Annotated in this window: 21 protein-coding genes and 1 pseudogene; 15 read left to right on the forward strand and 7 right to left on the reverse strand. The window is 62.1% G+C overall.

Going from position 1 to position 23,870, the window contains the following annotated elements; genetic code table 11:
• Positions 1 to 6: 6 nt before the first annotated feature.
• From F8A90_RS10550 to F8A90_RS10565, 4 genes are all read left to right on the forward strand, one after another.
• Complete coding sequence (locus tag F8A90_RS10550) at positions 7 to 468, forward strand: DoxX family protein (RefSeq protein ID WP_084208395.1); 462 nt, start codon at positions 7 to 9, stop codon at positions 466 to 468.
• Positions 469 to 517: 49 nt separating this feature from the next.
• Positions 518 to 1,243 carry a pirin family protein gene (locus F8A90_RS10555; protein ID WP_200017098.1) on the forward strand — a complete coding sequence of 242 codons (726 nt, stop codon included), beginning with the start codon at positions 518 to 520 and terminating at the stop codon, positions 1,241 to 1,243.
• A 202-nt stretch (positions 1,244 to 1,445) separates the two neighbouring features.
• Positions 1,446 to 1,850 carry a YkvA family protein gene (locus tag F8A90_RS10560; RefSeq protein ID WP_200017099.1) on the forward strand — a complete coding sequence of 135 codons (405 nt, stop codon included), beginning with the start codon at positions 1,446 to 1,448 and terminating at the stop codon, positions 1,848 to 1,850.
• 184 nt (positions 1,851 to 2,034) lie between these two features.
• Positions 2,035 to 2,709, forward strand: coding sequence for a hypothetical protein (locus tag F8A90_RS10565; protein ID WP_200017100.1), 675 nt, complete (start codon positions 2,035 to 2,037; stop codon positions 2,707 to 2,709).
• Positions 2,710 to 2,936: 227 nt separating this feature from the next.
• Here the strand turns inward: F8A90_RS10565 and F8A90_RS10570 are convergent, their stop codons facing one another.
• Positions 2,937 to 3,899, reverse strand: coding sequence for a DMT family transporter (locus tag F8A90_RS10570; protein WP_200017101.1), 963 nt, complete (start codon positions 3,897 to 3,899; stop codon positions 2,937 to 2,939).
• A gap of 766 nt (positions 3,900 to 4,665) precedes the next feature.
• On the opposite strand from F8A90_RS10570, the gene F8A90_RS10575 reads away from it, so the two are divergent.
• Complete coding sequence (locus tag F8A90_RS10575; RefSeq protein WP_200017102.1) at positions 4,666 to 6,360, forward strand: L-lactate permease; 1,695 nt, start codon at positions 4,666 to 4,668, stop codon at positions 6,358 to 6,360.
• Positions 6,361 to 6,558: 198 nt separating this feature from the next.
• The gene (locus F8A90_RS10580) at positions 6,559 to 7,500 is read left to right on the forward strand and encodes a 2OG-Fe(II) oxygenase (protein ID WP_200017103.1); all 942 of its coding nucleotides are present in this window, start codon (positions 6,559 to 6,561) and stop codon (positions 7,498 to 7,500) included.
• A 94-nt stretch (positions 7,501 to 7,594) separates the two neighbouring features.
• Here F8A90_RS10580 and F8A90_RS17685 read toward each other — a convergent pair whose 3' ends face one another.
• From F8A90_RS17685 to F8A90_RS10610, 5 genes are all read right to left on the reverse strand, one after another.
• Positions 7,595 to 8,233, reverse strand: coding sequence for a cold shock and DUF1294 domain-containing protein (locus F8A90_RS17685; protein WP_267906745.1), 639 nt, complete (start codon positions 8,231 to 8,233; stop codon positions 7,595 to 7,597).
• A gap of 26 nt (positions 8,234 to 8,259) precedes the next feature.
• Positions 8,260 to 8,820 carry a DUF2628 domain-containing protein gene (locus F8A90_RS10595; RefSeq protein WP_200017104.1) on the reverse strand — a complete coding sequence of 187 codons (561 nt, stop codon included), beginning with the start codon at positions 8,818 to 8,820 and terminating at the stop codon, positions 8,260 to 8,262.
• 190 nt (positions 8,821 to 9,010) lie between these two features.
• Positions 9,011 to 11,128, reverse strand: coding sequence for a 2Fe-2S iron-sulfur cluster-binding protein (locus F8A90_RS10600; protein ID WP_200017105.1), 2,118 nt, complete (start codon positions 11,126 to 11,128; stop codon positions 9,011 to 9,013).
• Between the two features lie 46 nt (positions 11,129 to 11,174).
• Positions 11,175 to 11,816, reverse strand: coding sequence for a glutathione S-transferase family protein (locus F8A90_RS10605; protein WP_200017106.1), 642 nt, complete (start codon positions 11,814 to 11,816; stop codon positions 11,175 to 11,177).
• A gap of 94 nt (positions 11,817 to 11,910) precedes the next feature.
• Positions 11,911 to 12,387, reverse strand: a complete 477-nt coding sequence (locus F8A90_RS10610; RefSeq protein WP_200017107.1) for a nuclear transport factor 2 family protein — start codon at positions 12,385 to 12,387, stop codon at positions 11,911 to 11,913.
• Between the two features lie 133 nt (positions 12,388 to 12,520).
• Between F8A90_RS10610 and F8A90_RS10615 the strand changes: the two genes are divergently transcribed.
• Positions 12,521 to 13,432, forward strand: a complete 912-nt coding sequence (locus F8A90_RS10615; RefSeq protein WP_200017108.1) for a LysR substrate-binding domain-containing protein — start codon at positions 12,521 to 12,523, stop codon at positions 13,430 to 13,432.
• On the opposite strand, the gene F8A90_RS10620 is transcribed toward F8A90_RS10615, so the two are convergent.
• Positions 13,424 to 14,371: a LysR family transcriptional regulator gene (locus F8A90_RS10620; protein WP_200017109.1), complete on the reverse strand. Its 948-nt coding sequence runs from the start codon at positions 14,369 to 14,371 to the stop codon at positions 13,424 to 13,426. The two genes, F8A90_RS10615 and F8A90_RS10620, sit on opposite strands and share 9 nt — an antisense overlap.
• A gap of 165 nt (positions 14,372 to 14,536) precedes the next feature.
• Here F8A90_RS10620 and F8A90_RS10625 point away from each other — a divergent pair.
• From F8A90_RS10625 to F8A90_RS17575, 8 genes and pseudogenes are all read left to right on the forward strand, one after another.
• Positions 14,537 to 14,880, forward strand: a pseudogene (locus F8A90_RS10625) (serine O-acetyltransferase).
• 24 nt (positions 14,881 to 14,904) lie between these two features.
• Positions 14,905 to 15,321: a serine O-acetyltransferase gene (locus F8A90_RS10630; protein ID WP_233593280.1), complete on the forward strand. Its 417-nt coding sequence runs from the start codon at positions 14,905 to 14,907 to the stop codon at positions 15,319 to 15,321.
• Between the two features lie 28 nt (positions 15,322 to 15,349).
• Positions 15,350 to 16,282 (forward strand): VOC family protein, encoded by a 933-nt coding sequence (locus F8A90_RS10635; protein WP_200017112.1) that lies wholly within the window; start codon positions 15,350 to 15,352, stop codon positions 16,280 to 16,282.
• Positions 16,279 to 17,298, forward strand: coding sequence for an NAD(P)-dependent oxidoreductase (locus tag F8A90_RS10640; RefSeq protein ID WP_200017113.1), 1,020 nt, complete (start codon positions 16,279 to 16,281; stop codon positions 17,296 to 17,298). The genes F8A90_RS10635 and F8A90_RS10640 overlap by 4 nt, the downstream gene beginning before the upstream one ends.
• A 3-nt stretch (positions 17,299 to 17,301) precedes the next feature.
• Complete coding sequence (locus tag F8A90_RS10645; RefSeq protein ID WP_233593282.1) at positions 17,302 to 18,867, forward strand: aldehyde dehydrogenase family protein; 1,566 nt, start codon at positions 17,302 to 17,304, stop codon at positions 18,865 to 18,867.
• Between the two features lie 245 nt (positions 18,868 to 19,112).
• On the forward strand, positions 19,113 to 20,711 hold the full coding sequence (locus F8A90_RS10650) for a BCCT family transporter (RefSeq protein WP_200017114.1): 1,599 nt from the start codon (positions 19,113 to 19,115) through the stop codon (positions 20,709 to 20,711).
• Position 20,712: 1 nt separating this feature from the next.
• Positions 20,713 to 22,773 carry a CocE/NonD family hydrolase gene (locus F8A90_RS10655; RefSeq protein WP_200017115.1) on the forward strand — a complete coding sequence of 687 codons (2,061 nt, stop codon included), beginning with the start codon at positions 20,713 to 20,715 and terminating at the stop codon, positions 22,771 to 22,773.
• A gap of 94 nt (positions 22,774 to 22,867) precedes the next feature.
• Positions 22,868 to 23,854: a LysR substrate-binding domain-containing protein gene (locus tag F8A90_RS17575; RefSeq protein ID WP_233593283.1), complete on the forward strand. Its 987-nt coding sequence runs from the start codon at positions 22,868 to 22,870 to the stop codon at positions 23,852 to 23,854.
• The last annotated feature ends 16 nt before the right edge of the window (positions 23,855 to 23,870 follow it).

The following is a 23,870-nucleotide window of genomic DNA, read 5'->3' on the forward strand; positions in this document are numbered from 1 at the left end:
CCACTCATGTTCAAATCCGCCCTATCTCGTCTGATGTCCACTGACACGAGCCTCGCAAGCCTGGTGCTGCGCGTGCCCACCGGCATCATCTTCATGGCCCACGGGTCACAGAAGCTGTTCGGCGCCTTCGGCGGCTACGGTCTGGAAGGCACGGGGCAGTGGATGGCCTCCATGGGCATCGAGCCCGGCTACCTGATGGCACTGTTGTCCGGCAGCGGTGAATTCTTCGGCGGACTGGCCATTCTCATCGGTCTCCTGACGCGCCCGGCGGCTGCCGTGCTGGTCTTCACGATGCTGATCGCCATCCTGACCGTGCATATCGGCAATGGCCTGTTCATGAGCAACAACGGCTTCGAATACGCGTTGGCCCTGTTGACCATCGCGGCCAGCCTCATGATCACCGGCGGCGGCAAGCTGTCCCTTGACCGGGTACTGCAACCGGGCAGCAACGCCGTGCGCGAAGACTGAAGCCTGCTTCACTCACCAGCAGACACCACGACACTCTGAGGAGGTTGCCATGTTCACGTTACGTCCAGCGGCAGAACGCGGTCATGCCCGATTCGGCTGGCTGGAGAGCCGCCACAGCTTTTCCTTCGCCAGCTACTATGACCCGAATCACATGGGCGTCTCCGTACTGCGCGTGCTCAATGATGACACCGTGGCACCCGGCGCAGGCTTCGAGACGCATCCGCACCGTGACATGGAAATCATCAGCTATGTGCTGGAAGGCAGCATCGAGCATCGTGACACCATGGGCTCACATCGCACCCTGGGAGTGGGCGAAGTCCAGCTGATGAGTGCCGGCAGCGGTATCGAGCACAGCGAGTACAATCCCTCGACTCGCCAGCCACTGCATTTCCTGCAGATCTGGATCACCCCGGATGCCAGGGGCCTGACGCCGCGCTATCAGCAGCAAGCCTTCACGGCACGCGAGGGACTCGACCTGTTGATCGCCCCGCCACAAGAGGCCGTGGACGGCATCCTGTCCATCAATCAGGATGCCCGGATGTATCGCATCGGCCTGCAAGGGGATGACGAGCAACGCACAGCACTGGAACTGCCACTGGACGCAAAGCGCCGCTACTACCTGCACGTCATCGACGGGACGGCAACACTGAAGGGCAAGGATCAGCAGAGCCTGCTCCTGTCCGCGGGGGATGCCGTCACGCTGGATCATGAACCCGAGGCCACTCTCGATGAGGCGCGAGGCCTGCATGCGCTGCTGTTCGACCTGCCCGCCTGAGCTGGGCTCCGATGGCCTCTAGACCCACGACGCCTCCCCGCCCACATCACTGTCGGCGGGGAGGCGTCGTTATGGCACGTCCGCATGGGAGGACACCTGGCAGGGAACGTGGCTGGGCGACACCTGTCATAGGGAGGCATGATACGATCAAGCGCGAGGCTGGCCGTCATCGCCATCCTCGTGAGCTGACGGAGGACACCCCATGAGCAAGGACACGACCATCACGTCCACTCCACTCGAGACACCCCGATTGCCGGCACCGGATGCACAGCCCCTCACGGCCCACGCCTCCGAGTACAGCGAGGAAGGTTTCTGGCACAAGGTCTCGTCGGTCGCCCGCAAGGCCGGCCAGACAGCACTCAATCCCGCCCTGCGCATGTATTTCGCGGCGCAGGATTCCGATACCCCTGTCTGGGCCAGAACCACCATCTATGGCGCGCTGGGCTACTTCATTTCCCCCATCGATGCCCTGCCGGACTTCACCCCCTTGCTGGGTTACACCGACGACATCACCTTGATGGCGGGCGCGGTGGCCATCGTGGCGGCCCATATCAAGCCGGAACATCGCGCACGCGCGGACAAGGTGCTCAAGCGCTGGTTCGATTGAGCTTGCGCCTCTTGCGAGCTTTCACACATACAAATGCAACAATATTCAACAAAAGGTAACAATGGTTGAAAGGCGTTGTCTGGCCCGTGTTTAGCCCTATGACATGCGCATGTTACGGTGAGCGACAACTTCGCCACGCCCGAGAATTCGTCATATGCCCGTCACTCGAATGCCCAAGCCATTGATGAAACTCGCTGTCGCGGGCGCTGCCCTCATGGTGCTGGCCGGCTGCGTGTCGCGCGCGCACATCGATGTCCCGAAGGTAACGCCGGTGGAGGCGCAGGCCTACCAGCACAAGGTGTTCTATTCCGACGTCTATTACAGCCAGCCACAGGGCAACCTGTTTTCCGGCGCAGCCCAGCAGGCCATGCAACCACTGGGTAACATCAAGCTGTCGCGTATCTGTTCACCGGCGATGACCCACTTCGATCAATTGCTGCGTGAGCAGTTGCCCGCATCTTCGCGCATCACCCATGATGCACGCGCCAGCGACTACCGCCTGCAGGTGGAAATCCAGGCTCATGAGAATCGTGGCCCTGTCTATCTTGATTACCTGATCGCCCAGAACCTGACCAAGAATCTGCTGACTTTCGGGGTCGCCAATGAGGATTTCGATATCATTGCCGATTTCGATGTCCAGTACCGTCTCTACGACAAGAACGAGCAGTTGCTGTTCAGCAAGGATTACGCCGTTCAGGACTCCGTACCGCACCAGGCAGGCAACTTCGACTTCGGTGATCGCATCTTCCTGCCCGCCCAGAACATGATGAAGAAGTACCTGCTGCTGACGATGAATGACTTCTTCGTCAATGCCAGTCGCCCGAGCCCTGAACTTGCCGCCGTGCTCAGCGATAGCTGACAACGAGGCTGATCAAGCACGCACCGGCATCATGTATGCTGATGACACACGAGTTCATGACAACCGTAAACACGACAACGCCTCGCCAGCCATGCTGACGAGGCGTTGTCGTGTTCAGCCCCCTTCATCACTTCGCTAGTGCCATCGAGACTTTTGCATCGTGTGCCTCGCGGCAATCATCACGTTCGCGAGCAGAATGAAGGTGCTGGTGCAGGACTCACAAGCCGTCATTGACTTGTCTGTTTCGCCTGACTCGTCTGCGCGTCCCTTGAGGTGTCCTTGCGCAACCCGAGCGGCATGCGCAGCAGTACCTCCGGGCGATTCTGCGCCAGGCTCAGCACCGTGATCGCGAGCAGAATCAACACCATGCCGCCTATCTGTATGGCATCCAGCCCTTGATCCAGAATCAGCAGGCCATAAAGGGTGGCAGTGATCGGCTCGATCATGGCGACGATGGAGGCGACCGAAGGCAAGCTATGGCGCAACCCGGCAATATAGCAATAGAAGGACAGGCCACCGCCCACCAGCCCGAACAGGATGAAGACCCACCACTCATCGGCGAAAGGCACCGCAATTGCCTGCCCCATGTCCGTGAACGGCACCATGATCAAGGTGCTCAAGCCCAGCGCGATGGCCAGGATCCCCGGCACACTGCCATGCCGTGAAGCGGACTTGAAGGCAAAGATGAATACTGCATAAGACACGCCCGCCAACAAGCCAAAGGCGATACCCAGAGGGGTGACGGACGCAGAGCCGGATTGCAGCACGCCCGTCAGCAGTACGATGCCGATCATCACCACCACGATCGCCCCCAACTTGGTCGGCGTCGGTTTCTCGACACGCGCCAGGAAAGAGGCGATATAGACAAAGATGGGCGCGCTGTACATCAGGGTGGCAGCGACCGCGACACTGCTTTCATTGACGCTCTTGAAATAGAACATGAAATTGCCGGCGACTCCCAAACCTGCCAGCAATGACCACATCAACAGCCCCCGCTTGGAGTCAGCCGGGCGCTTGTGATACCCCAACAGAACCATCCAGCCCAGCATGCAGATGAACCCCACCATGGCGCGCCAGAACGAAATGACTTCGGCCTGCCAGCCCCACGACATCAACTGACTTCCCAGCCCACCGGTAATCCCCCACTGGAGGGCTGCCAGAATGACCAATAACGTGCCCCACTGTGCCATGCGCTCTCCATAGACGTGATTGATTGAGGAAAAACAGCGTAACAAGACACGCCCGGAGCCTGTAAATATACACAGCAGGCTTATTTGTACTTTCTTTTATTTAAATGGTATCCAATTGTTATCTTCAATCAGCCAACGAAAGATAAACTTGCAACCCTGTCGCCAATACATGACAGACATGACGGCGACAAGTCACTTGATACTGGGGTGAGCGCGACTTCTTGAATGATCATGTAATATTACCTTGCTTGAATACCTCTTCATTTCGCCCATTATTTTGAAATAATGACGACCGCCTTGCAGTCGGGATTCAAGCAAGCCAGCCAGGTGCGATCCCGCTCTCCTGACGCCCAAGACAGCGCCGCCCCCACAAGCTTGTGTTCACCATCCCCCCGCGCTTCGGGCACGTGAAGCATTGGACATGCGGATGTCATGGGTCTGACGTTCTGGCCTCCACACTCAGCGAGCGGTACTCAGCCCCGGCAAGCGGTGCCCGCCCCCGGTCAACAGACGCCTTTTAGTCTAATAAACTGCTCTGCTGCGCGTGACGGGGGAGCTGCAACACCTCACAGAGGCATTGACTATCAATGAGTTGGCGTAAACAAACCTCATGATCATCACTGGTAATACCAGATGATCTCAAGTAGCAGAAACAAATGGACTCTCTTACCTTGAGCTAGCGTCAGGTGCGACAGAACAACGCACCCATCCAACAACAACGACTTATAAACGACGTTCGCCACGCAACATAGGGAGTGTGCTGCACATGAATCAGTCGCTATTGGCATTGTTGGCCTTTGTGCCATTGCTGCTCGCCGGAGTGCTGTTGATCGGCTTTCGTATGGCCGCCCGCCTCGCCATGCCCATCGTCTTCGTGGTCACGGCGCTGATCGCCCTGCTGGCTTGGGACATGACCTTCACTCGTGTCCTGGCCTCGTCACTCCAGGGGCTGATACTGACGGTCGCGATCCTGTGGATCATCTTCGGCGCCCTGCTGCTGCTCAATACCCTCAAACATTCCGGCGGCATTGCCGCGATACGCAACGGCTTCTCCGGCATCAGTCCAGACCGCCGTGTGCAGGCCATCATCGTCGCCTGGCTGTTCGGTTGCTTCATCGAAGGTGCCTCAGGCTTCGGCACACCCGCTGCCGTCGCAGCCCCCTTGATGGTGGCGCTGGGCTTCCCGGCCCTGGCTGCAGTCGTGGTGGGCATGATGGTGCAGTCGACACCTGTCTCCTTCGGTGCCGTCGGCACGCCCATCGTGGTCGGGGTCTCCGGTGGCCTCGACAAGGCCGGTGTCAGCGAGACTCTGGCCGCGAACGGCTCCAACTGGGACAGCTACTTCCAGTTGATCACCTCTGAAGTCGCCATCACCCACGGCATCATCGGGATCTGCATGCCGTTGATCATGGTCGCGGTGATGGTGCGCTTCTTCGGCGCCAATCGCTCCTGGCGTGAAGGGTTGGAGGTCGCACCCTTCGCCTTGTTCGCCGGGGTCTGCTTCGTGGTGCCTTATGTATTGGCGGGCCTGTTGCTGGGACCGGAATTCCCCTCGATGATCGGCGCCATGGTCGGGCTCGCCATCGTGGTACCGGCGGCGCGCAAGGGCTTCCTGCTGCCCAGCCGGACCTGGGACTTCCCGCACGCTGACAGCTGGCCCGCGGAGTGGATCGGCAAGCTGGACATGACACTTGAGCCCGTCGAGGGTCGCAAGCCGCTGTCGGTCGGCATGGGGTGGCTGCCGTATGTGCTGCTCGCGGTACTGCTGGTGATGTCACGCGTCATTACGCCGATCAAGGACACGCTGACTTCGTGGAGCTTCGGCTGGAGCAGCATTCTCGGAGAGGGCGACATCTCCGGCAGTCTGCAGCCACTGTACCTGCCCGGCGGCATTCTGGTGGTCGTGGTACTGCTGACCATCGTGCTGCACCGCATGCGCATGCGTGATGTCAGTGCTGCCGTCAGCGAATCCAGCCGCACCATCCTCGGCGCAGGCTTCGTGCTGCTGTTCACGATTCCGATGGTGCGCATCCTGATCAATTCCGGCGTCAACGAGGCGGATCTGGTGTCGATGCCGGTGGCGATGGCGCAGTTCATCGCCGATGGCGTGGGCGATATCTACCCGCTGTTCGCGCCGAGTGTCGGTGCCCTCGGGGCCTTCATCGCCGGCTCCAACACCGTCTCCAATCTGATGCTGGCTGATTTCCAGTTCAACGTCGCCCAGGCCCTGGGCATCTCCAGCGCCATGATGGTCGCCCTCCAGGCAGTCGGCGCGGCTGCTGGCAACATGATCGCCATCCACAACGTGGTGGCCGCCTCGGCCACCGTCGGCCTCCTGGGGCGCGAAGGCGTCACGCTACGCAAGACGATCCTGCCGACGCTCTACTACGTGATCTTCGCTGGCATCATCGGCATGATCGCCTTCCATGGCCTGGGGGTGGTCGATGGTTTGATGCGCTGACAGAGCGCCACGTATCACTGTGACAAACGACAGCAGGCCCGCATTGTGTGCGGGCCTGCTGTCGTAGGGAGATCATCAACATAATATTGAATGTGTTTACTCCAGGGGCCTGTTTATCAACAAGGCACGGCGTAATAAATTGCCCCATATCACCGAAACGGCAGCCTTCATGCCGCAAGTTTCTGGAGCAGACACCCCATGACTCACTCTGTATTGCACCCCACCCGATTACAGCAGACCCGCTTGCAGCAAGCCCGCGAGCTCGAACTGCCTTCCCGCGAAGCCATGCTGCGGCGCGCCCCCTCCGTCCAACAATTCTGGGACAGCCACCGTCAACTGCTGAGTGACGCCTGGCGTGAATGGGAAGCCGTCGAGCCAGACGACCTCGCCATCCTCGACAGTGGATTGATCGACAAGGCGCTGCGCACTGCCGTCAAGCAGGCGTGGGAGAATCCCGAGCGCGAGACGGACGTCAAGGCGCTGATGACAGAAGTCGCCACCGACGTCTATCAGTTCCAGCTCTTCGATGTCGAGCGCATCGTTGATTTGCGCAACCTGCTGGAAAAGGCATGGGATGCCGGTATTCCGCTGCGCCCGCCCTACGGCATCGTGCTGAATCGACGCGGCGCCATGCTCGACCGTCGCTCCGAGGGCTATCTGGCGGCACCGAGCTTCCAGGCGTTCTATCAGCAGCTGCTGGATACCTACATGCGCCCGATCTCGCGGCTGCTGTTCCCGGAAATCATGGGCTACGATAGCCAGTCCTTCGGCTTCTCGATCCACTATCAGCCCACCACGGACGCCTCGATTCGGCCGCATACCGATGCCTCGTCCGTGACCCTCAACATCAACATGAACCTGCCCGACGAGACCTTCGAGGGCTCCGAACTGGACGTTCTGGAAGCCGCCAGCGGAGACGCAGTTCGCTTCTCGTTCACGCCCGGCTCGGCCATGCTGCATCGGGGCAATGTGCCGCATGCCGCGCAGCCGATCACCAGCGGCCAGCGCTCCAACCTGGTGCTGTGGCTGTATGGTGAGCGAGGCCAGATACCGCCACAGGGCGCCCAGCGTCGGCCGATACCTGCCAGGGAGCGCTGGGTCTCCACAGGCGCCGAACAGGATGATTACGCACCGTTCTGATGGCTATCGCTAGTAAGAAAAAACGACAAAGGGGGCCTGGTTCAGGCCCCCTTTGTCGTTGTCATGCGATCGATAACACCGCTCAATCATCCGTTCATGACCATCGGATCGTGGCCTCGCCTGCCATGACGGGAAAGCCGAGCAGGTCACGAAGGGTCGCGGCATCCGGCGAGAGCGTCAGCCAGCTCACGGCGGCGATATTGAGCAGTACCGCACACCAAAACACGAGCCGGTAGCTTGTCTTGCGCGTCTTGTGGCGCAGGCTTTGCTGGGCGATCAGCGCGCCCGGCCATCCACACAGCAGCTCCATGAAGTGCAAGGTATCCTCGCGGACTCTCTGTTCACTCTCAGTAGCGGCCAATTTATCTACCCGATACGCCATGTACGCCACCAGGCTCATGCCCAGATACGCTGCAGGCAACATCCATGGCAGACGCTCCTGCCACCAGCCCGCTCCGAGTACCACCATCACGGCCAACGCCACCAACCATGCAAGCCACACCCCGGTAGAGGTGGTGGAAGCTCCGGCCCCATGGGTGCGAAAGCGGATGGCACGTGGGCGATTGTTGTCATCCATACCCAACTGATAGTGCACCTGCGCGCTGGCCTTGGGTCGCCCGCGCCCCTGGTAGGCGCTGATGTGGGCAAAGACATCCTTGCCACCCGACGCCGGGGTAATGAAGCCGAAGCCCTTGTCATCGTTCCAGCGCGTCAATCGTCCTTGAAGGTTCATCGTCTCATCTCTTCCTGCTCCGGCCCCTAGCCGATGAAGGTACCCGTGGCATTGCCGCTGCCCTTGCCACCGGCACCACCGTCACCGCCACCATCACCGTTTTCGTCATCATCTCCGTCATGCCTGCCATCCTTGCGCTCATGCTCGGTTTCCCGCCCGTCACGCTGACCGCCCACAGGATCCTGATCCTGTGAGTGAGCGCCTTGTTCATGATCACGGATATCGGCAGCAGAGGCTTTCTGCGAGTTGGCATGTACGGCCAGTGCATCATCGGGATTGCGCGCCGAGACCTGTGCCTGCTCTTGATAGCCCTGGGTTTCCAGCAGGCTCGCGTACCACTGGTTGCCCTTGAGGCTGATGGTCAGGTTCAAGCCCAGGAACAGGACGTTGGAAATCAGCTGCCCTTCCATCGTCGCGGGAATGAAGACCGAGCTGAGGACGATGAAGCCGAACAGGCTGCCCGCCAGCAACCACATGCGCTTGTAGAGCGCCCAGAACATGCCGAAGAAGAACGCCGGCCAGGACCAGCCGATCTTGACGGCACGTGTGCCGTGCTGGGGATGGGTCAGAATACGAAATGAAGCCATCGAAGAGATCCTTGTCTATGACGCCGAGCCAGTCGTGAGCCGCCAGGGGCGCGGAACAAATGACATGCATCGTCCACTATACCGCTGCCCACTTGTCAGGACCATGAACCTCGCTGGCGCTATCTCACTGATTCTTCTCAAGCTTGTCAGCCGCTCGAGTGATCGAGCCATTTACGCCTGACGACACAGCTCACAGCGTCTGGATGACCAGAGGCGCCTCTCCCGCCGGATAGGCACAGCACATCAGCACCTGTCCCTGAGCCACGGCGGCCTGTGGCGGCTCGGGATACTGCACCTGCCCCTCGACGAGTCGCAGGGCACAGCTACCACAGCGCCCGGAACGGCAACTGGACAGGGCATTCACGCCTGACTGCTCGGCCAGCTCCAGCAGGTTGCCCTGTTCGGGCGTCCACTGTCGTGTAATGCCCGCATCGCTGGAGGACGGCTGGCCAGGTGCCCCACGCGGCGTGAAGGTGACTTGGGTACGCTCCGGCAAGCGCGCCTGAAAATCTGCTGATTGCGCAACCGCGAGGGTGTTTCCCTCCTCAAGCGAGCCAAGGCCAAAGAATTCGTGATGCAGTCGCTCTCGCGGCAAGCCCAGCGCCATCAGGGCGGCGTATTGGGCGCGCATGAAGCCCTCGGAGCCACACAGATAGACATGGCTCAAGGCAAGGCCCGACAGATTACCCGCCAGACTCGCTAGCTCCAGCCTACCCACTGACTGATGCCGACCGGCCACGAGATCCGCCTTGCTCGGGCGTGACAGGGCGATATGTACCCGCAACCACGCATGCACGTGCGACCAGCGCTCCAGCGTGTCGAGAAACGCCAGCTCACGCCCATTGCGCGCGGCGTGTACGAAGGCTACCTCGCCGAGCGGAGGATGCCCCGCGTCTGCCTGCTGAATCAGGGCATCCAACATGGCGATCATCGGCGTGATACCGACACCGGATGACAACAGCACGATGGGCGCGGGGGAGTCCTGCAACATGAAATCCCCCGCCGGTGGTGTCGCTTCCAGCACATCGCCCACCGCGAATTCATCATGTAACAGTCTCGAGGCGAGCCCCTTGGGATCGCGACGTACCGAGATGCGGTAGGCATTCTGCCCCGCCCGCCAGGCCTGCGAGAGACTGTAGCTGCGCATCACCGCAATCTCACCTGACGACAGGGAATGCTGTGGTGTGGAGGCCAGACGCAGGGTCAGAAACTGGCCGGCTTGATAGGCCGCGATTTCCGCCGATTCGCGAACCTGCCCCGCTTGCGGCCATGGCGTCAGATAAAAGGAGGTGATCGTGTCGCTTTCGCGCACCTTGTCGATGACGCGCAGACGTCTCAGCGTCGATGGCTCATCGCGCGTTGCCGGCCAGTCACCGGTGAGCGCAAGCGATGGCGAGCGTTCGATCAGTCGCCCCTGGGCCGGCAAGGCATTCTCGACATGCAGAACCTGCTCCGGCAGCACATCCACGATGCGCTCGGCGCCCTCGACCAGTGCTGCCCGCTGGGGATTCCAGTCGACCCGAGCATGCCCCTTGAGCAACAACACCTCGCCCGTGAGAAAGTCAGGAATCAACAGGCTGACACGAGAATCCAGCTCGATATTGCCCAGAGTATTGAAGAAGCGATTGCCAGCAAAATCGGGAAACGACAGGCTGCCATCGGCATTCATGTACAGAAAGCCTGGCCTGCCGCCACGATGCGAGACATCCACGCCGTTGGGCGCAGCGTCATCCAGCTCACCTGCGCGAGTCGCGATGAAGAAGGTGTCTGCCTGGGCCAGCAAGGCACGCGACACCTCATCGTTCAGTGCCACCTCACGGCTGGCGATCGATTTGGTCTGCTCGGAAGCCCAGTCGATCTCACGTTGCTGGATGTATTGCGGACAATTGCCGAAGCTCTGATCGACCCCGATCCGCAGCCCAACGGGTGCAATGTCTGCCACCGCGTCAGGGAAAAGCAAGGTGCCATTCAGACGATTGCGCCGCCGAGTGGCGAGGTCCAGTCCCAGCACGCCGACCTTGGTGCCGGGAGTAAAATCCAGTCCCAGCAATTCCGCCAGCGCGGGTCGTGCATGCACCTGCAGCTCACAGGGCGTGGCATCGCAGAGCTGCCCGGGCGGCGCAAAGCTCACCACCGCCCACGGCCAACCGTCGCTGTCAAGCACGCCCATGAACAGCACCGGCAGGCTCGCGAAGAACGCGACATGCTGTTCAGGCAGCCGGTCGCGCACATAGGGAGCGACCTGCTCGAGATAATGCTCTGGCACGCCAGCGCGCGCCTGGACACGTCGCTCACCTGCATGAAACACCTGCCGCTGCTCTTTCATGGGCAAACCCTCAGGATGACAGGGAGGCTCAGGCCAGTACCGGGCTCGTCGCCATGCCTACGAACCCCGGCTCGGCTTCGATACGCGCAAGCCAACCGCCAATGGTGGGATAAGAACTCAGGCTGACACCACCTTCCGGGGCATGGGCGATGTAGCTGTAAGCCGCGATGTCGGCCAAGGTGAGGCGCTCCCCCACCAGGTAGTGACGCTGTTCCAGATGGGACTCCATGACGGCAAACAGGGCATGGGCGCGAGCGATGGCCTGCTCGTGGTCAAAGGGAGCACCGAACACGGTGACCAGACGTGCGGTGCAGGGGCCAGCGGCAATCTCTCCGGCCGCCACCGAGAGCCAGCGCTGCACTTCGGCCGCCGCCAGCGCATCGCTGGGCATGAAGCGCTGCTCGCCGTCATAGCGCTGGGTCAAGTAGACAAGAATGGCGTTGGAATCACTCAGGAAGACGCCATTGTCCTCAATGGCCGGCACCTGCCCGAACGGACTGATCTTGAGAAACTCGGGCGCCTTGTGCGCGCCGTTGGCCATATCGAGATCCACCGTCTCATAGGGAATGCCCAGCAGCGCCAGCATCAGCTCGACGCGGTGACAGTGGCCGGACTTGGGATTGCGGAACAGACGGATGGGCGCTGACGCGGCAGCAAGGCGTGAGTTCATGATTCACCTGACAATGTGAGGAAAGAGCAAAGAGGAAAGAGCCGAGAGCGGCAAAGCGCAGTGCGCTGCAGGAAACGTGACTGGCGATGACGACTCAGAAGCCGAAATCGCTCAACCCGGGGTGGTCATCCGGTCGGCGCCCCAATGGCCAATGGAACTTGCGCTCGCTCTGCGCGATGGGGTGCTCATTGATGCTGGCGTGGCGATGGGTCATCAGGCCCTGCTCATCGAACTGCCAGTTCTCATTGCCGTAGGCGCGAAACCACTGCCCGCTGTCATTGCGATATTCATAGGCGTAACGCACGGCGATCCGATTCCCTGCGCTAGCCCACAGCTCCTTGATCAGGCGATAGTCGAGCTCGCTTGCCCACTTGCGGTTCAGGAAGGCCACCACCTCATCACGGTCGGTCACGAATTCGGCACGATTGCGCCAACGGGTGTCCGGCGAATACGCCAGCGCTACCTTCTCGGGGTCACGGCTGTTCCAGCCATCTTCGGCAAGACGCACCTTGTATGCCGCAGTGTCTGGCGTGAACGGTGGCAAGGGATGGCGGGGGAGATTGGCTGACATGAAAGAGGCTCCAGCGGTTGGGGTGATCAAACACATCCCCACACTACTCTCCTCACCTGGCTGCTAGAATCCTCAGCAAACACAATTCATTATTCCAACTCATGACAATAATCGCCGTGAACAGGAGCCAGCGATGGACCGACTGCAGACACTGGAGGTCTTCGTGGCCGTGGCGGATGCCGAAAGCTTCGCGGCAGGCAGCCGCGTGCTGGGCATGAGCGCTCCCTCGGTGACACGCGGCATCAATGCCCTGGAAGCCCGCCTGGGTGCCCGCCTGTTCACGCGTACCACACGTCGCGTACGCCTGACCGAGATCGGTGAGCGATATCTGGCGGATGCACGGCGCATCCTGGCGGAGCTTCAGGCAGCGGAGGATGGTGTCAGCGGCGCCGCGACACGCCCTACCGGCGTATTGCGCATCACCTGCCCCACCGAGTTCGGTCGCATTCACGTGATGCCGCTGCTGATGGAGTATCTGGAGCACTATCCCGAAATGCGTGCCGAGGTGGTGATGGTGGACCGCGTGGTCAACATGATCGAGGAAGGCTTCGATATCGCCGTGCGCATCGGTTCCCTGCCGTCCTCGGGGCTTACGGCGCTGAGAGTCGGCAGCGTGCGGCGCGTGGTGTGTGGCTCACCGACCTATTTCGCCCGCGAAGGCATGCCTGCCTCACTGGAAGCGCTGGCCACACAGCGCGTCATCGCTTCAAGCACGCTGAGCAACGGCAGGGAGTGGCGTTTCGGCCGTGAAGGAGAACACTCCGTACGCGTAAGCCCACGGCTAACGATGAGCAGCATTGCTGCCTGCATCGAGGCGGCACGCAGTGGCTGGGGCATCACCCGCGTGCTCTCGTATCAGGTCGGCGAAGATCTTGCGGCGGGTCGCCTGCAGGCCGTACTGGAGGCGCTCGAACCACCGCCGCTGCCGATCCACCTGTTGCACAGCGAGGGTCGTGGCGCGGTGGCCAAGGTCCGCACCTTCCTGGACTTTGCCGCCGAACGCCTGCGCGCCGACCCGGTGCTGAATCCCGCACCGTCAGCGTGATTGACCGACTGAGCCTACCTCCGGCGCGTTGAAGGCCGTCATGTTCTCGCGCAGCAAACCAAGCAGACGATCGGCACCGACGCTCAGTTGCCGGCCCAGTCGGCTGATCAGTTGCACATGCGGCGTGATGAAAGGCGCTTCCTGAAGCGACAGCCGACACAGCCGTCCGGCATCGACCTCCTCGGCCACCACGAAATCCGGCAGCAGGGTCACGCCGCCCTGCAGCGCGAACTGCTTGAGCATCGCCAGCGCGTTGCAGGTGAGCGTCGGGCTCAGTATCACCCCGGCCTGATGCTCCGCCTGGGCGACAATCTGACGGATGCCGAACGACACTTCCGGCAGCGCCAGGGCATGGCCCTCGAGCGCCGCCAGTGTCAGTGGCTCGCGCGCACCCTCGGCCTCACGCGCCAGTGGATGCGCAGGATTGACTACCGCACACACCGGTTGCGGTCGCGAGACATGCGTGCGGATCTTGGGGTCGCGAGGCGGATGGAACACCAGTCCCAGATGCGCCTCGTCCTCGACGACCTGACGGATCACTTCATTGGTCCCGCACAGATTCACCTTGAGTTCGATGCCCGGATAGCGCGCAGAGAAACGGCTCAAGGGCCCCCCCAGCCCCTCGATGAAGCCCTCCCCGATCGCCAGTATCAGCGAGCCGCTCTGCAGGCCCTTCAATGACTGCAATGACTCCAGCAATACCTCCTGTTGCGCCAGTCGCTGCCGGTAGTATTCGAGCACCCGCTCCCCGGCTTCCGTCGGCTTGACCCCACGGCGATGGCGCTCAAGCAAAGGCATGCCCAGCTCATGCTCCAGCTGGGTGATCTGTCGACTGACCGCAGACGGCGCCACATTCAGATAATCCGCCGCCGCTCTCACGCTGCCCAGTCTGGCCGCCTCATGGAAATGACGGATACGTCGTTCCTGCACCAGGCTCATCACGCCCCCAGCATTGCTTTGAAAGCAACATTAAAGTGAATTCGGGATTATTGCTGGAACACAGAAGCGCTGTCCATACTCGGGTCATTGGCTGGCAACCGCCATCGGCTCAAGCGCGATGACACATGCATGGCGAACATTGAGCGACCACTAGAGGCGCAGGCGATGGACACTCTCTGGCAGCAACTACGCGAGCAGGCGCTGACACTCAGCGAGCGCAACCCGATTCTCAAGGCCCATCTCGAGCAGCGTGTCTTGCGTCACGCCTCCTTCCCCGAGGCACTGGCCAGCCATCTCGCCCTGCAACTGCAGCCGCAGCCGGTGAGGTCGACTTGTCACGATGGTTCACGACACTCATCGAGGCGACACCCGGCATCTGCGCAGGCGCGGCTGCCGACATCACCCGCGTCGTTACCCTCAATCCTGCCTGCCCGAACCACCTGTCAGCCTTTCTCACCTTTCGTGGTATCCAGGCCGTGCAGGCCCATCGCATCGCGCACAGCCTGTAGTCACATGGCGACGCCACCAGTGCGGTGCTGCTGCAGAACTGGGCCGCCAATTGCTGGGCGATCGATATCCATCCGGCAGCCCGCCTGGGCAAGGGACTTTTCGTCGATCATGGCATCGGGCTGGTGATCGGCGAGACCGCCATCGTCGAGGATGAGGTCAGTCTGTGGCATGGCGTCACACTGGGCAGCACGCTCGGCGAGGCGGGAGTGCGCCATCCTCACGTTCGCCGTGGGGCGCTGGTCTGCGCCGGAGCCACCGTACTGGGCAATATCGAGGTCGGCGAGAACGCCATCGTGGCCGCCAATGCCGTGGTGCTGAAGCCTGTCACCGCCGGCAGCGTCGTGGCGGGTACACCGGCTCGAGTCGTCGGACAGGCACCCAACTCGCTCGCCACGTTCTGCCATTCACCAGACATAACCCAGCCTGAAGCCCGCCAATGACACCAATCTCACTCAAGGAGTGATCGTCATGAGTCTTCCACGTCAGTCACCGCAAGGCATCGACCACCCGCTGGTCACCGTACGTGATCACGCAGAGGCATTGGCGCTATATCGCAGGATGGGCTTCGCACCCTCGCCCGTCAGCTATCACCCCTGGGGCAGTGTCACCTCGTTGATGATGTTCCGAGACAACTTCATCGAGGTGATCGGCATCGACGATGCCAGCAAGTTCGGCACCAATTCCAGCGTGACCTGTGACGGTGAGCGCTTCTGCTTTGGCCGCCAGCTGGGCGAGTTTCTGACGCGTGGCGAGGAAGGCGTGTCACTGGTCGCACTGCATAGCCGTGACGCGGACGCCGACCATCAACGCCTGACGGCTGCAGGCTTGCCAAGCCAGGGACGCATCGATTTTCGGCGCAAGATGACGCTGCCGGATGGCCGCGATGATGAAGCGGTCGTCTCGCTGGCACTCTTCATCGACCCGACACTGCCGGATGCCTCCAACTTCCTCTGCCATCAGCATCGTCCCGAGCTCATCTGGGTCAAGGGCTGGCAGCAGCATCCCAATGAGGTCGATGGCATCACGGCGATCACCTATCTCGCCGAGCCAGGTGATCTGAAGACACCGCATCCGCTGGAAACACGCTGGCGAGCGATCTATGGCGATGCGGTGGCCTGGCGCGATGGCGTACTGGAAGCCGACAACGGCTGCGGCATGTTGCGCGCCGTGGATGCCGCCCAGGCAGCGCGAGAGTTCCCGCAGATGGCACTGCCCGCCAGCACGCAAGACCCGACCTCACGACCGCATGCCATCGCGATTCGTCTCAACACGCGCAACCCGCAAGCACTGCGCGAGCTTCTGACACGCAATGCGGTACCCCATCACCAGATTGATGAGCGGACCGTGGTCGATGCCCGCGCAGCCGGCAACGTGTTGCTCGAATTCGTCGGCGCCGAATGACGCCTCCTGCTTGCCACATCAGTTGGCGATTCCCCGCCGGCTGCCCCTTTTCACAACAATCGCATGACGATTCCAACCACGACAGGAACCACACAATGACAACAACCGTCGGTGTCATCGGCCTGGGCAACATGGGTGGCGGCATGGCCGCCACACTTGCTCGCCATGACTTCCCCGTCTTCGGGTTCGATCTCTCACAGGCTGCGCGTGACAAGGCCGCTGCGGCAGGCGTCACACCGGTCAGTTCACTGGCAGAGCTGCTGGACAGGATCGACGTCGTGATCCTCTCGCTGCCCAAGGCAGAGCAGGTAGAGCAGCTATGTCTGGGCAAGGAAGGCGCTCAGGAAACCGAACAGGACGCCATCAGTCTGCTGGCCCTGGGCAAGTCCGGCCTGATCGTGATCGACACCACCACCTCGACTCCCGAGACCAGCCGCAAGGTGGCGGCAGCGCTGGCGACTCGTGGTATCGACTTCATCGATGCACCGGTGTCCGGCGGCCCCAAGGGCGCGGCGAGTGGCAGCATGTCGATGGTGATCGGCGCCGAGGAGGAAGTGCTGGCCCGCGCCATGCCGGTACTGGAAGCCATAAGCGGCAGCCGCGTACACGTTGGCAGCTGTGGGGCGGGCAACGTCGCCAAGATCGCCAACAACATGCTCGCGGCCTGTCATCTGATCAGCACGGCGGAGGCCGTCTCCATGGCCGCCAAGGCAGGCGTATCGCCGGAGAAATTGCTGGAAGGCGTGAATGCGGGTTCGGGTCGCAGCGGCGCGAGTCAGGTGATGTTCCCCAGCTGGGTGATCAACAAGGCCTACGATTCCGGCTTCACCATGGGCCTGATGCGCAAGGATGTCGGGCTGGCCAGTGATCTGACGGCAGAACTGGGGCTGGCGCTTCCGCTCTCCAGTACCGTCGCGCAGCTCTGGGATGAGAGCCGCGCGACGCTGGATGACAGCGAAGACTTCTGCGCCATCGTGCAATGCACTGACCCGACCCTCTTTGGCCACGGAGAATAAGCCATGCTGACCCAGGACATGACCCCGGCATCCTCGACGTCTCAGCGTATCGCCGAATTGATGCAGAATTTTCATGACAGTGGCCAACCTCATGATGACAACTTTGTCATCAGCAGCCTGATCGGCGGCGAGTTCATCACCGGCACGGGTGAGCCCATCGAGGTGCGCAACGCGCATGATGACAGCCTGATGCTGTCCTTCCCGGATGCCGATGCGTCTCAGGTCGCGCTCGCCAATACCGCCACGCGCCAGGCACAACCGCAGTGGGCCGCCATGACCGCCCAGGCACGTGGCCACGTCATCTACCAGATAGGCAGCCTGATTCGCGAACAGGCCGAGGCGCTGGCCGAGCTCGAGGCGCTGAGCGCCAACAAGCCGATTCGCGATGCGCGTGTCGAGGTGGCCAAGGTCGCCGAGATGTTCGAGTACTACGCGGGCTGGGCGGACAAGTTGCACGGAGAGGTAATTCCGGTCCCGACCTCACACCTCAACTACGTGACCTATGAGCCGCTGGGTACCGTGCTGCAGATCACGCCGTGGAATGCGCCCATCTTCACCGCGGGCTGGCAGATTGCCCCGGCCATCACCGCCGGCAATGCGGTGATCCTCAAGCCTTCGGAGTTGACGGCGCTGTCCTCGCTGGCCCTCGGTGTGTTGATCGAGCGCGCCGGCGTGCCACGCGGGCTGGTCAACATCATCGCAGGCTACGGCCATACCATTGGCCAGGCCTTCATCGCCGAGGGCGACATCCGCAAGGTGGTGTTCGTCGGCTCTCCCGCGACTGGCCGCCACATCGCCACCGCCGCGGCGCAGCGCTGCATTCCCAGCGTGCTGGAGCTGGGTGGCAAGTCGGCCAACATCGTCTTCGAGGATGCCGATCTCGAGGTCGCCCTGCGTGGCGCCCAGGCGGCCATCTTCTCCGGCGCTGGTCAAAGCTGCGTGTCGGGTTCGCGCCTGCTGGTACAGGCCTCGATCTTCGAGAAGTTCACCACTGCACTGGCCGAGGCCGCTACGCAATTCACCCTAGGTGACCCGCAGGACCCGGCGACCCAGATCGGCCCGATCAACAACGCCAAGCAATACCAGCATGTGAAGTCGATGCTTGCCGGGGCCATCGAAGACGGCGCGCGCCTGGCGGAGGGCTCAGCAGACCCCATCCCGGACACCGGCGGCTATCATGTCGCGCCGACGGTGCTGCTGGGCGACAACGCCATGACCTGCGCGCAGGAAGAGATCTTCGGCCCGGTCGTCGTCGCCATTCCCTTCGAGACTGAAGAAGACGCCGTGCGTATCGCCAATGACAGCCGCTTCGGGCTGGCCGGCGCCGTCTGGACACGTGATGTCGGTCGCGCGCACCGCGTGGCGCGTCAGGTACGTGCGGGTACCTTCTGGGTCAATGGCTACAAGACCATTCACGTCAGCTCGCCCTTCGGGGGCTACGGCGAGAGTGGCTATGGCCGCTCCTCCGGACTGGATGCGCTGCGCGAATACAGCGAAGTGAAGAGCGTGTGGGTCGAGACCGCCGCCGAACCAGCCGCCAGCTTCGGTTACGGTGCCAGCCTGGAATAAGCCCTGCGCTTTGCACTGGGCTTTGCACTGGGCGCATGACGGTGCCCACAACTTCAGCACTCACCTCGTCGCAAGGCGCCAATGATCCGCTCATTGGCGCCTTGCGACGTTTGGAGGATATGCGTCAGCGTCATACCCCCATACACAACCCGCGTTTGCGGCTGCCCCCCGACAAGCCGATAAGGTAGTGAGCCATCTTGCATGTCATCACTCACCCAACCAACAACAAACCGAGGTAACGGCGTATGGCGCGTTCCATTCGGCATCTGGTCTTCTGGCCGACCTTTCTGATACTCATCACGGCGGTCAGCCTGAGTGTCCACGACAAGGACAGCTTCCTTGCCAACACCACAGCGATGAACAACTGGGTGCTGGACCACTTCTCCTGGTTGTTCACCCTCGGGAGTGTCTATCTGCTGGTGCTGGCGGTCATCATCTATTTCTCGCGCCTGGGCAACATCCGCATCGGCGGTGAAGATGCCAAGCCGATGCTGAGCAAGGCGCGCTGGTTCTCCATCACCCTGTGCACCACCCTGGCGGTGGGCGTACTGTTCTGGACCACGGCAGAGCCGCTCTATCACCTGATGGGTCCGCCGGAATCGCTAGGACTGGAAGCCGGTTCCACTGACGCCATCCTGTTCAGCATGTCGACCATGTTCCTGCACTGGTCCTTCACGCCCTACGCCATCTACGCCGTTCCGGCGCTGGTCTTTGCACTGGCTTTCTACAACCGCCGCCAGAAGTTCTCCATCTCCAGCATGCTGGAACCGGTATTCGGCCCGCGCATCACCCGCTACAGCGGTCTGATCGATGCGCTGGCACTCTACTCGCTGGTCGCCGGCATGGCCTCCACCCTGGGAACCGGCGCCCTGACCCTGGCCGGTGGCATCGGCCAGTACACCGATGGCGAGACGACTCCCCTGCTGCTGGGCATCATCATCTCCGTCATCGTGGTCACCTTCGTGCTGTCCGCCGCCAGCGGCCTGCAGAAGGGCATCGCACGCCTGTCATCCCTGAACGCCGGCCTGCTGCTGGTGCTCGGCGTCTTCGTGTTCGTGTGTGGCCCGACCATCTTCATGCTCAAGCTGGGCGTGGAATCCTTCGGTGTCTATCTGGACACCTTCTTCACGCGCAGCCTGTTCACCGGCGCGGCGGGCAATGACCAATGGCCGTACTGGTGGTCCATCTTCTACTGGGCCATCTGGTTCGCCTGGGCGCCGGTGACGGCACTCTTCCTCGGTCGTATCTCGCGTGGCTATACCGTGCGTGAATTCCTGCGCGTCAATCTGTTCTATCCGGCACTGTTCGCCGTCGCGTGGATCACGATCTTCTCCAGCGCCAGCCTCTACTTCCAGCTGCACACCGATGTCGATCTCAACAGCGTGCTCAATGACCAGGGGGTCGAGCATGTGCTCTACTCGCTGTTCGATCAGCTACCGCTATCCGGCGTCTGGATTCCGCTGCTGCTGTTCATCGCCTTCGTCTCCTACGTGACCGCCGCCGATTCCAACACCGATGCCATCGGCAATCTGTGCACCCGTGGCCTGACCGCCGACAGCGAAGGCAATTCCGGGGTGCCGATGAAGGTCATCTGGGGAGGCATGGTCGGTGTCGTCGCCTGGGTCATGACAAGTTCGGTGGGCATCGATGGCGTCAAGATGCTCTCCAATCTGGGCGGCCTGCCGGCCCTGATCATCATCCTGCTCGCCAGTGGCGCCATCTGGCGCTGGCTGAGCAACCCTGAATTGTTGAACGTCGAGGCCAATCCGCGTCGCGACGCTTGTGCTGCAACATCGCACGACAGCAAAGACTCCGCCGCCATTCTCGACCAAAAGGCTCAGTGACATGCAGGTCAAGACCGACTTCCCGTATCCCGTCCGCGAAATCGAACACATGCTGATTCCGCTCTCGGACGGCACCCGACTGGCCGCGCGCATCTGGCTGCCGGAAGGGGCGGAACAGGCGCCGGTACCGGCCATTCTCGAATACCTGCCCTACCGCAAGAGTGACGGCACCGCCCCGCGCGATGCGCTCACCCACCCGTACTTCGCTGGCCACGGCTATGCCTCAGTGCGCGTCGACATGCGCGGCAACGGCGAGTCTGATGGACTGATGGAAGATGAATATCTGCCGCTGGAGCAGTCCGATGCGCTGGAGGTGATCGACTGGATCGCCAATCAGCCGTGGTGTACCGGCAAGCTCGGCATGATGGGCATCTCCTGGGGCGGCTTCAATTCGCTGCAGCTGGCGGCGCACAAGCCGGAACCGCTCAAGGCCATCATCACCCTCTGCTCCACCGATGACCGCTACACCGATGACATCCACTACAAGGGCGGGTGCCTTCTCAACGAGAACCTGGCCTGGGCCGCCACCATGCTCAGCTTCTCCGCGGCCCCGCCGGACCCGCGTCTGGTAGGTGATGAGTGGCGCGCCATGTGGCAGGAGCGTCTCGACGAGATGCCGCTGCTGGCCGAGACCTGGCTGTCGCATCAGCACCGCGACGAGTACTGGAAGCAAGGCTCCATCAACACCGATTACACCGACATTGAAGCAGCGGTGTATACCATCGGTGGCTGGGGCGATGCCTACAAGAACACCGTCGGGCGGATGATGGAAAACCTGAGCTGCCCGCGCAAGGCGCTGATTGGCCCGTGGATTCACAAGTATCCGCACTTCGCGGTGCCCAACCCGGCCATCGGCTTCCTGCAGGAAGCGCTGCGCTGGTGGGACCACTGGCTGAAGGGTGAGGAAAACGGCGTGATGGACGAGCCGTCCGCCACCTTCTATCTGCAGGACTCCCTGCCGCCGAAGACGATGTATGCCGAGCGTCCGGGGCGTTGGGTGCAGACGGATGGCTGGCCGGCCAGCGATGTCGAGATGCATCAGATGTCTCTGAGCGAGTCAGGCCTGAGCGACAATGCACGCCAGGGCCAGCAGGAGCTGGCCAGGCCGGTCGTGGTGGATTCCCCGCTCACTGCTGGCCGTCATCAGGGCGAGTACTGCGCCATCTGGTTCGGGCCTGACCTGCCGGCTGACCAGCGTCTCGATGATGCGCTGGCCGTGTGCTTTGACAGTGAGCCGCTCGAAGCGCCGCTGGATATCCTCGGCAAGCCCAAGGTCACGCTGACGCTGGCCAGTGACCAGACCTGTGGCCAGCTGGCAGTGCGCCTGAGTGACGTGCAGCCGGATGGTCAGGTCGCACGCATCACCTACGGCGTGCTCAACCTCACCCTGCGCGATCACGACACTCCGCAGACACTGGTACCGGGCGAGCCCATCGAGGTCGAGCTTGAACTGGACATGGCGGGCTACCGGATTCCGGCCGGTCACCGTCTGCGCGTGGCGCTCGCGACCGCCAACTTCCCGATGGTATGGCCGGCGGCCAGACGTGCGGCACTGACCCTGCAGCCGGGTCTGCAGTCACTCGCGCTGCCGGTCTTCACCGGCGAGGCCGTGGCCACCCCCTTCGAGGCACCGGAGTCCGCGCCACCGGCCAATATCAGCGAGCAACGCGAGGCCAAGCCCAGCCGCAGCGTGGTCGAGGACGTGGCGACCGGAGAAATCACCACCATCGTCGCGGATGACCTGGGGGCGATGACCTTCGAGAATACCGGCATGCGTGTCGAGCATCGCTGCACCGAGCGCTATACCGCGCATCCGGAGGATGCCGATCGCACGCGTGCCGAGATCGTCTGGCACTACCGCGCCGGACGCGATCAGCACGGGCGCGACACGGCGCTGGGCGAGACCACCCCGGGCCAGTTCGACATCCGTGTCGAGAGTCACTACCGCATGCGCTGTGATGCCGAGAACTTCTATCTCGAGGCCGAGCAGATCGCCTGGGAAGATGACAGGGAAGTCCATCGTCGTGACTGGCAACGCACGGTGCCGAGAACCGCGGTGTAAGCGGACTGCATCATGAGCTGAACGCACCACGAGCCTCACGGGCCGTCATGCTATCCTTGGCCGAGCCATTTCACGCTCAGTTCAAAGGACTCGCATGCCGGCCCGTGATGCCCTCCCTCCGCTGCAATGTCTGCGCGCCTTCGAGGCCGCTGCCCGTCACGGCAGCTTCACGCAGGCCGGACGCGAGCTCAACCTGACCCAGAGTGCCATCAGCCGCCAGATCAAGCGTCTGGAGGATGACCTCGGCCGTCCGCTGTTCGAGCGTGATCCTGATGGCCTGCGCACCACTCCCGCCGGGGAAGACTATTACCGTGTGATTCGACGCGTGCTACGCGATCTCGCCGATGAAACCACTCGCCAGCGCCGCCGTGGCAATGAGCGTCAGCTCACCCTCGCCACCAGCCCGACCGTCGCCTCCACCTGGCTTGCCCGCAGGCTGACCGACTTTCGCGACGCCCACCCCGACATCGAACTGCGCATCCTGACGGTGGAAGACCCCTACCGCCTGGATCTCGCCGAATTCGATCTCGGCATCTATTACCACCTCAGCAACGAGATCGACCCGCCCGGCCTGAGCGCAGAGGCCATCTTCCATGAGGAAGATGTCATTGCCGTCTGCAGCCCCGCCTATCTCGACCGCTACGGCCCCATTCACGATGCCGAGGATATGCTCGCCAACCACACCCTGCTGGTGGTCGAGGACTTCTTCAAGGACTGGCTGACCTGGCAGCACTGGTATCAATCGCTCGGCCTCGACTGGCAGTCACCCGCCCACAGCCTGCGCGCCAACAGCTATCAGCTGCTGATCCATGCCGCCTTCGCCGGCCAGGGCGTCATCCTGTGCTGGTCACGCCTGCTCGGTGAGGACATCGCACAGGGTCGCCTCGTCAAGGCATTGCCACATGCCCTGCCCAGTATCGGCACCTTCTCGCTGCTCACTCCTCAACATCGCCACATGAGTCAGGCCGCACAGCGCTTTTCCCGCTGGTTGCTGGGGCTGCGCCCGCCTCAAGGGGCAGACCATGAAGGCGATGAGAGCGCTGCTGCCAGGCCGCCAGCTCCGCCGTCAGATAGGGTATGAAGCGCTGCCCCTGACG

Source organism: Cobetia sp. cqz5-12 (genome assembly GCF_016495405.1).
Lineage (GTDB): Bacteria > Pseudomonadota > Gammaproteobacteria > Pseudomonadales > Halomonadaceae > Cobetia.

Coding starts and splice junctions, on each gene's coding strand:
- F8A90_RS10565 (WP_200017100.1), top strand. CDS start 2,035: ATGAAACTCGCTGTCGCGGGCGCTGCCCTCATGGTGCTGGCCGGCTGC.
- F8A90_RS10635 (WP_200017112.1), top strand. CDS start 15,350: ATGAGTCTTCCACGTCAGTCACCGCAAGGCATCGACCACCCGCTGGTC.
- F8A90_RS10655 (WP_200017115.1), top strand. CDS start 20,713: ATGCAGGTCAAGACCGACTTCCCGTATCCCGTCCGCGAAATCGAACAC.
- F8A90_RS17685 (WP_267906745.1), bottom strand. CDS start 8,233: ATGAACCTTCAAGGACGATTGACGCGCTGGAACGATGACAAGGGCTTC.
- F8A90_RS10575 (WP_200017102.1), top strand. CDS start 4,666: ATGAATCAGTCGCTATTGGCATTGTTGGCCTTTGTGCCATTGCTGCTC.
- F8A90_RS10550 (WP_084208395.1), top strand. CDS start 7: ATGTTCAAATCCGCCCTATCTCGTCTGATGTCCACTGACACGAGCCTC.
- F8A90_RS10620 (WP_200017109.1), bottom strand. CDS start 14,371: ATGAGCCTGGTGCAGGAACGACGTATCCGTCATTTCCATGAGGCGGCC.
- F8A90_RS17575 (WP_233593283.1), top strand. CDS start 22,868: ATGCCGGCCCGTGATGCCCTCCCTCCGCTGCAATGTCTGCGCGCCTTC.
- F8A90_RS10605 (WP_200017106.1), bottom strand. CDS start 11,816: ATGAACTCACGCCTTGCTGCCGCGTCAGCGCCCATCCGTCTGTTCCGC.
- F8A90_RS10580 (WP_200017103.1), top strand. CDS start 6,559: ATGACTCACTCTGTATTGCACCCCACCCGATTACAGCAGACCCGCTTG.
- F8A90_RS10595 (WP_200017104.1), bottom strand. CDS start 8,820: ATGGCTTCATTTCGTATTCTGACCCATCCCCAGCACGGCACACGTGCC.
- F8A90_RS10555 (WP_200017098.1), top strand. CDS start 518: ATGTTCACGTTACGTCCAGCGGCAGAACGCGGTCATGCCCGATTCGGC.
- F8A90_RS10615 (WP_200017108.1), top strand. CDS start 12,521: ATGGACCGACTGCAGACACTGGAGGTCTTCGTGGCCGTGGCGGATGCC.
- F8A90_RS10640 (WP_200017113.1), top strand. CDS start 16,279: ATGACGCCTCCTGCTTGCCACATCAGTTGGCGATTCCCCGCCGGCTGC.
- F8A90_RS10610 (WP_200017107.1), bottom strand. CDS start 12,387: ATGTCAGCCAATCTCCCCCGCCATCCCTTGCCACCGTTCACGCCAGAC.
- F8A90_RS10560 (WP_200017099.1), top strand. CDS start 1,446: ATGAGCAAGGACACGACCATCACGTCCACTCCACTCGAGACACCCCGA.
- F8A90_RS10650 (WP_200017114.1), top strand. CDS start 19,113: ATGGCGCGTTCCATTCGGCATCTGGTCTTCTGGCCGACCTTTCTGATA.
- F8A90_RS10645 (WP_233593282.1), top strand. CDS start 17,302: ATGCTGACCCAGGACATGACCCCGGCATCCTCGACGTCTCAGCGTATC.
- F8A90_RS10570 (WP_200017101.1), bottom strand. CDS start 3,899: ATGGCACAGTGGGGCACGTTATTGGTCATTCTGGCAGCCCTCCAGTGG.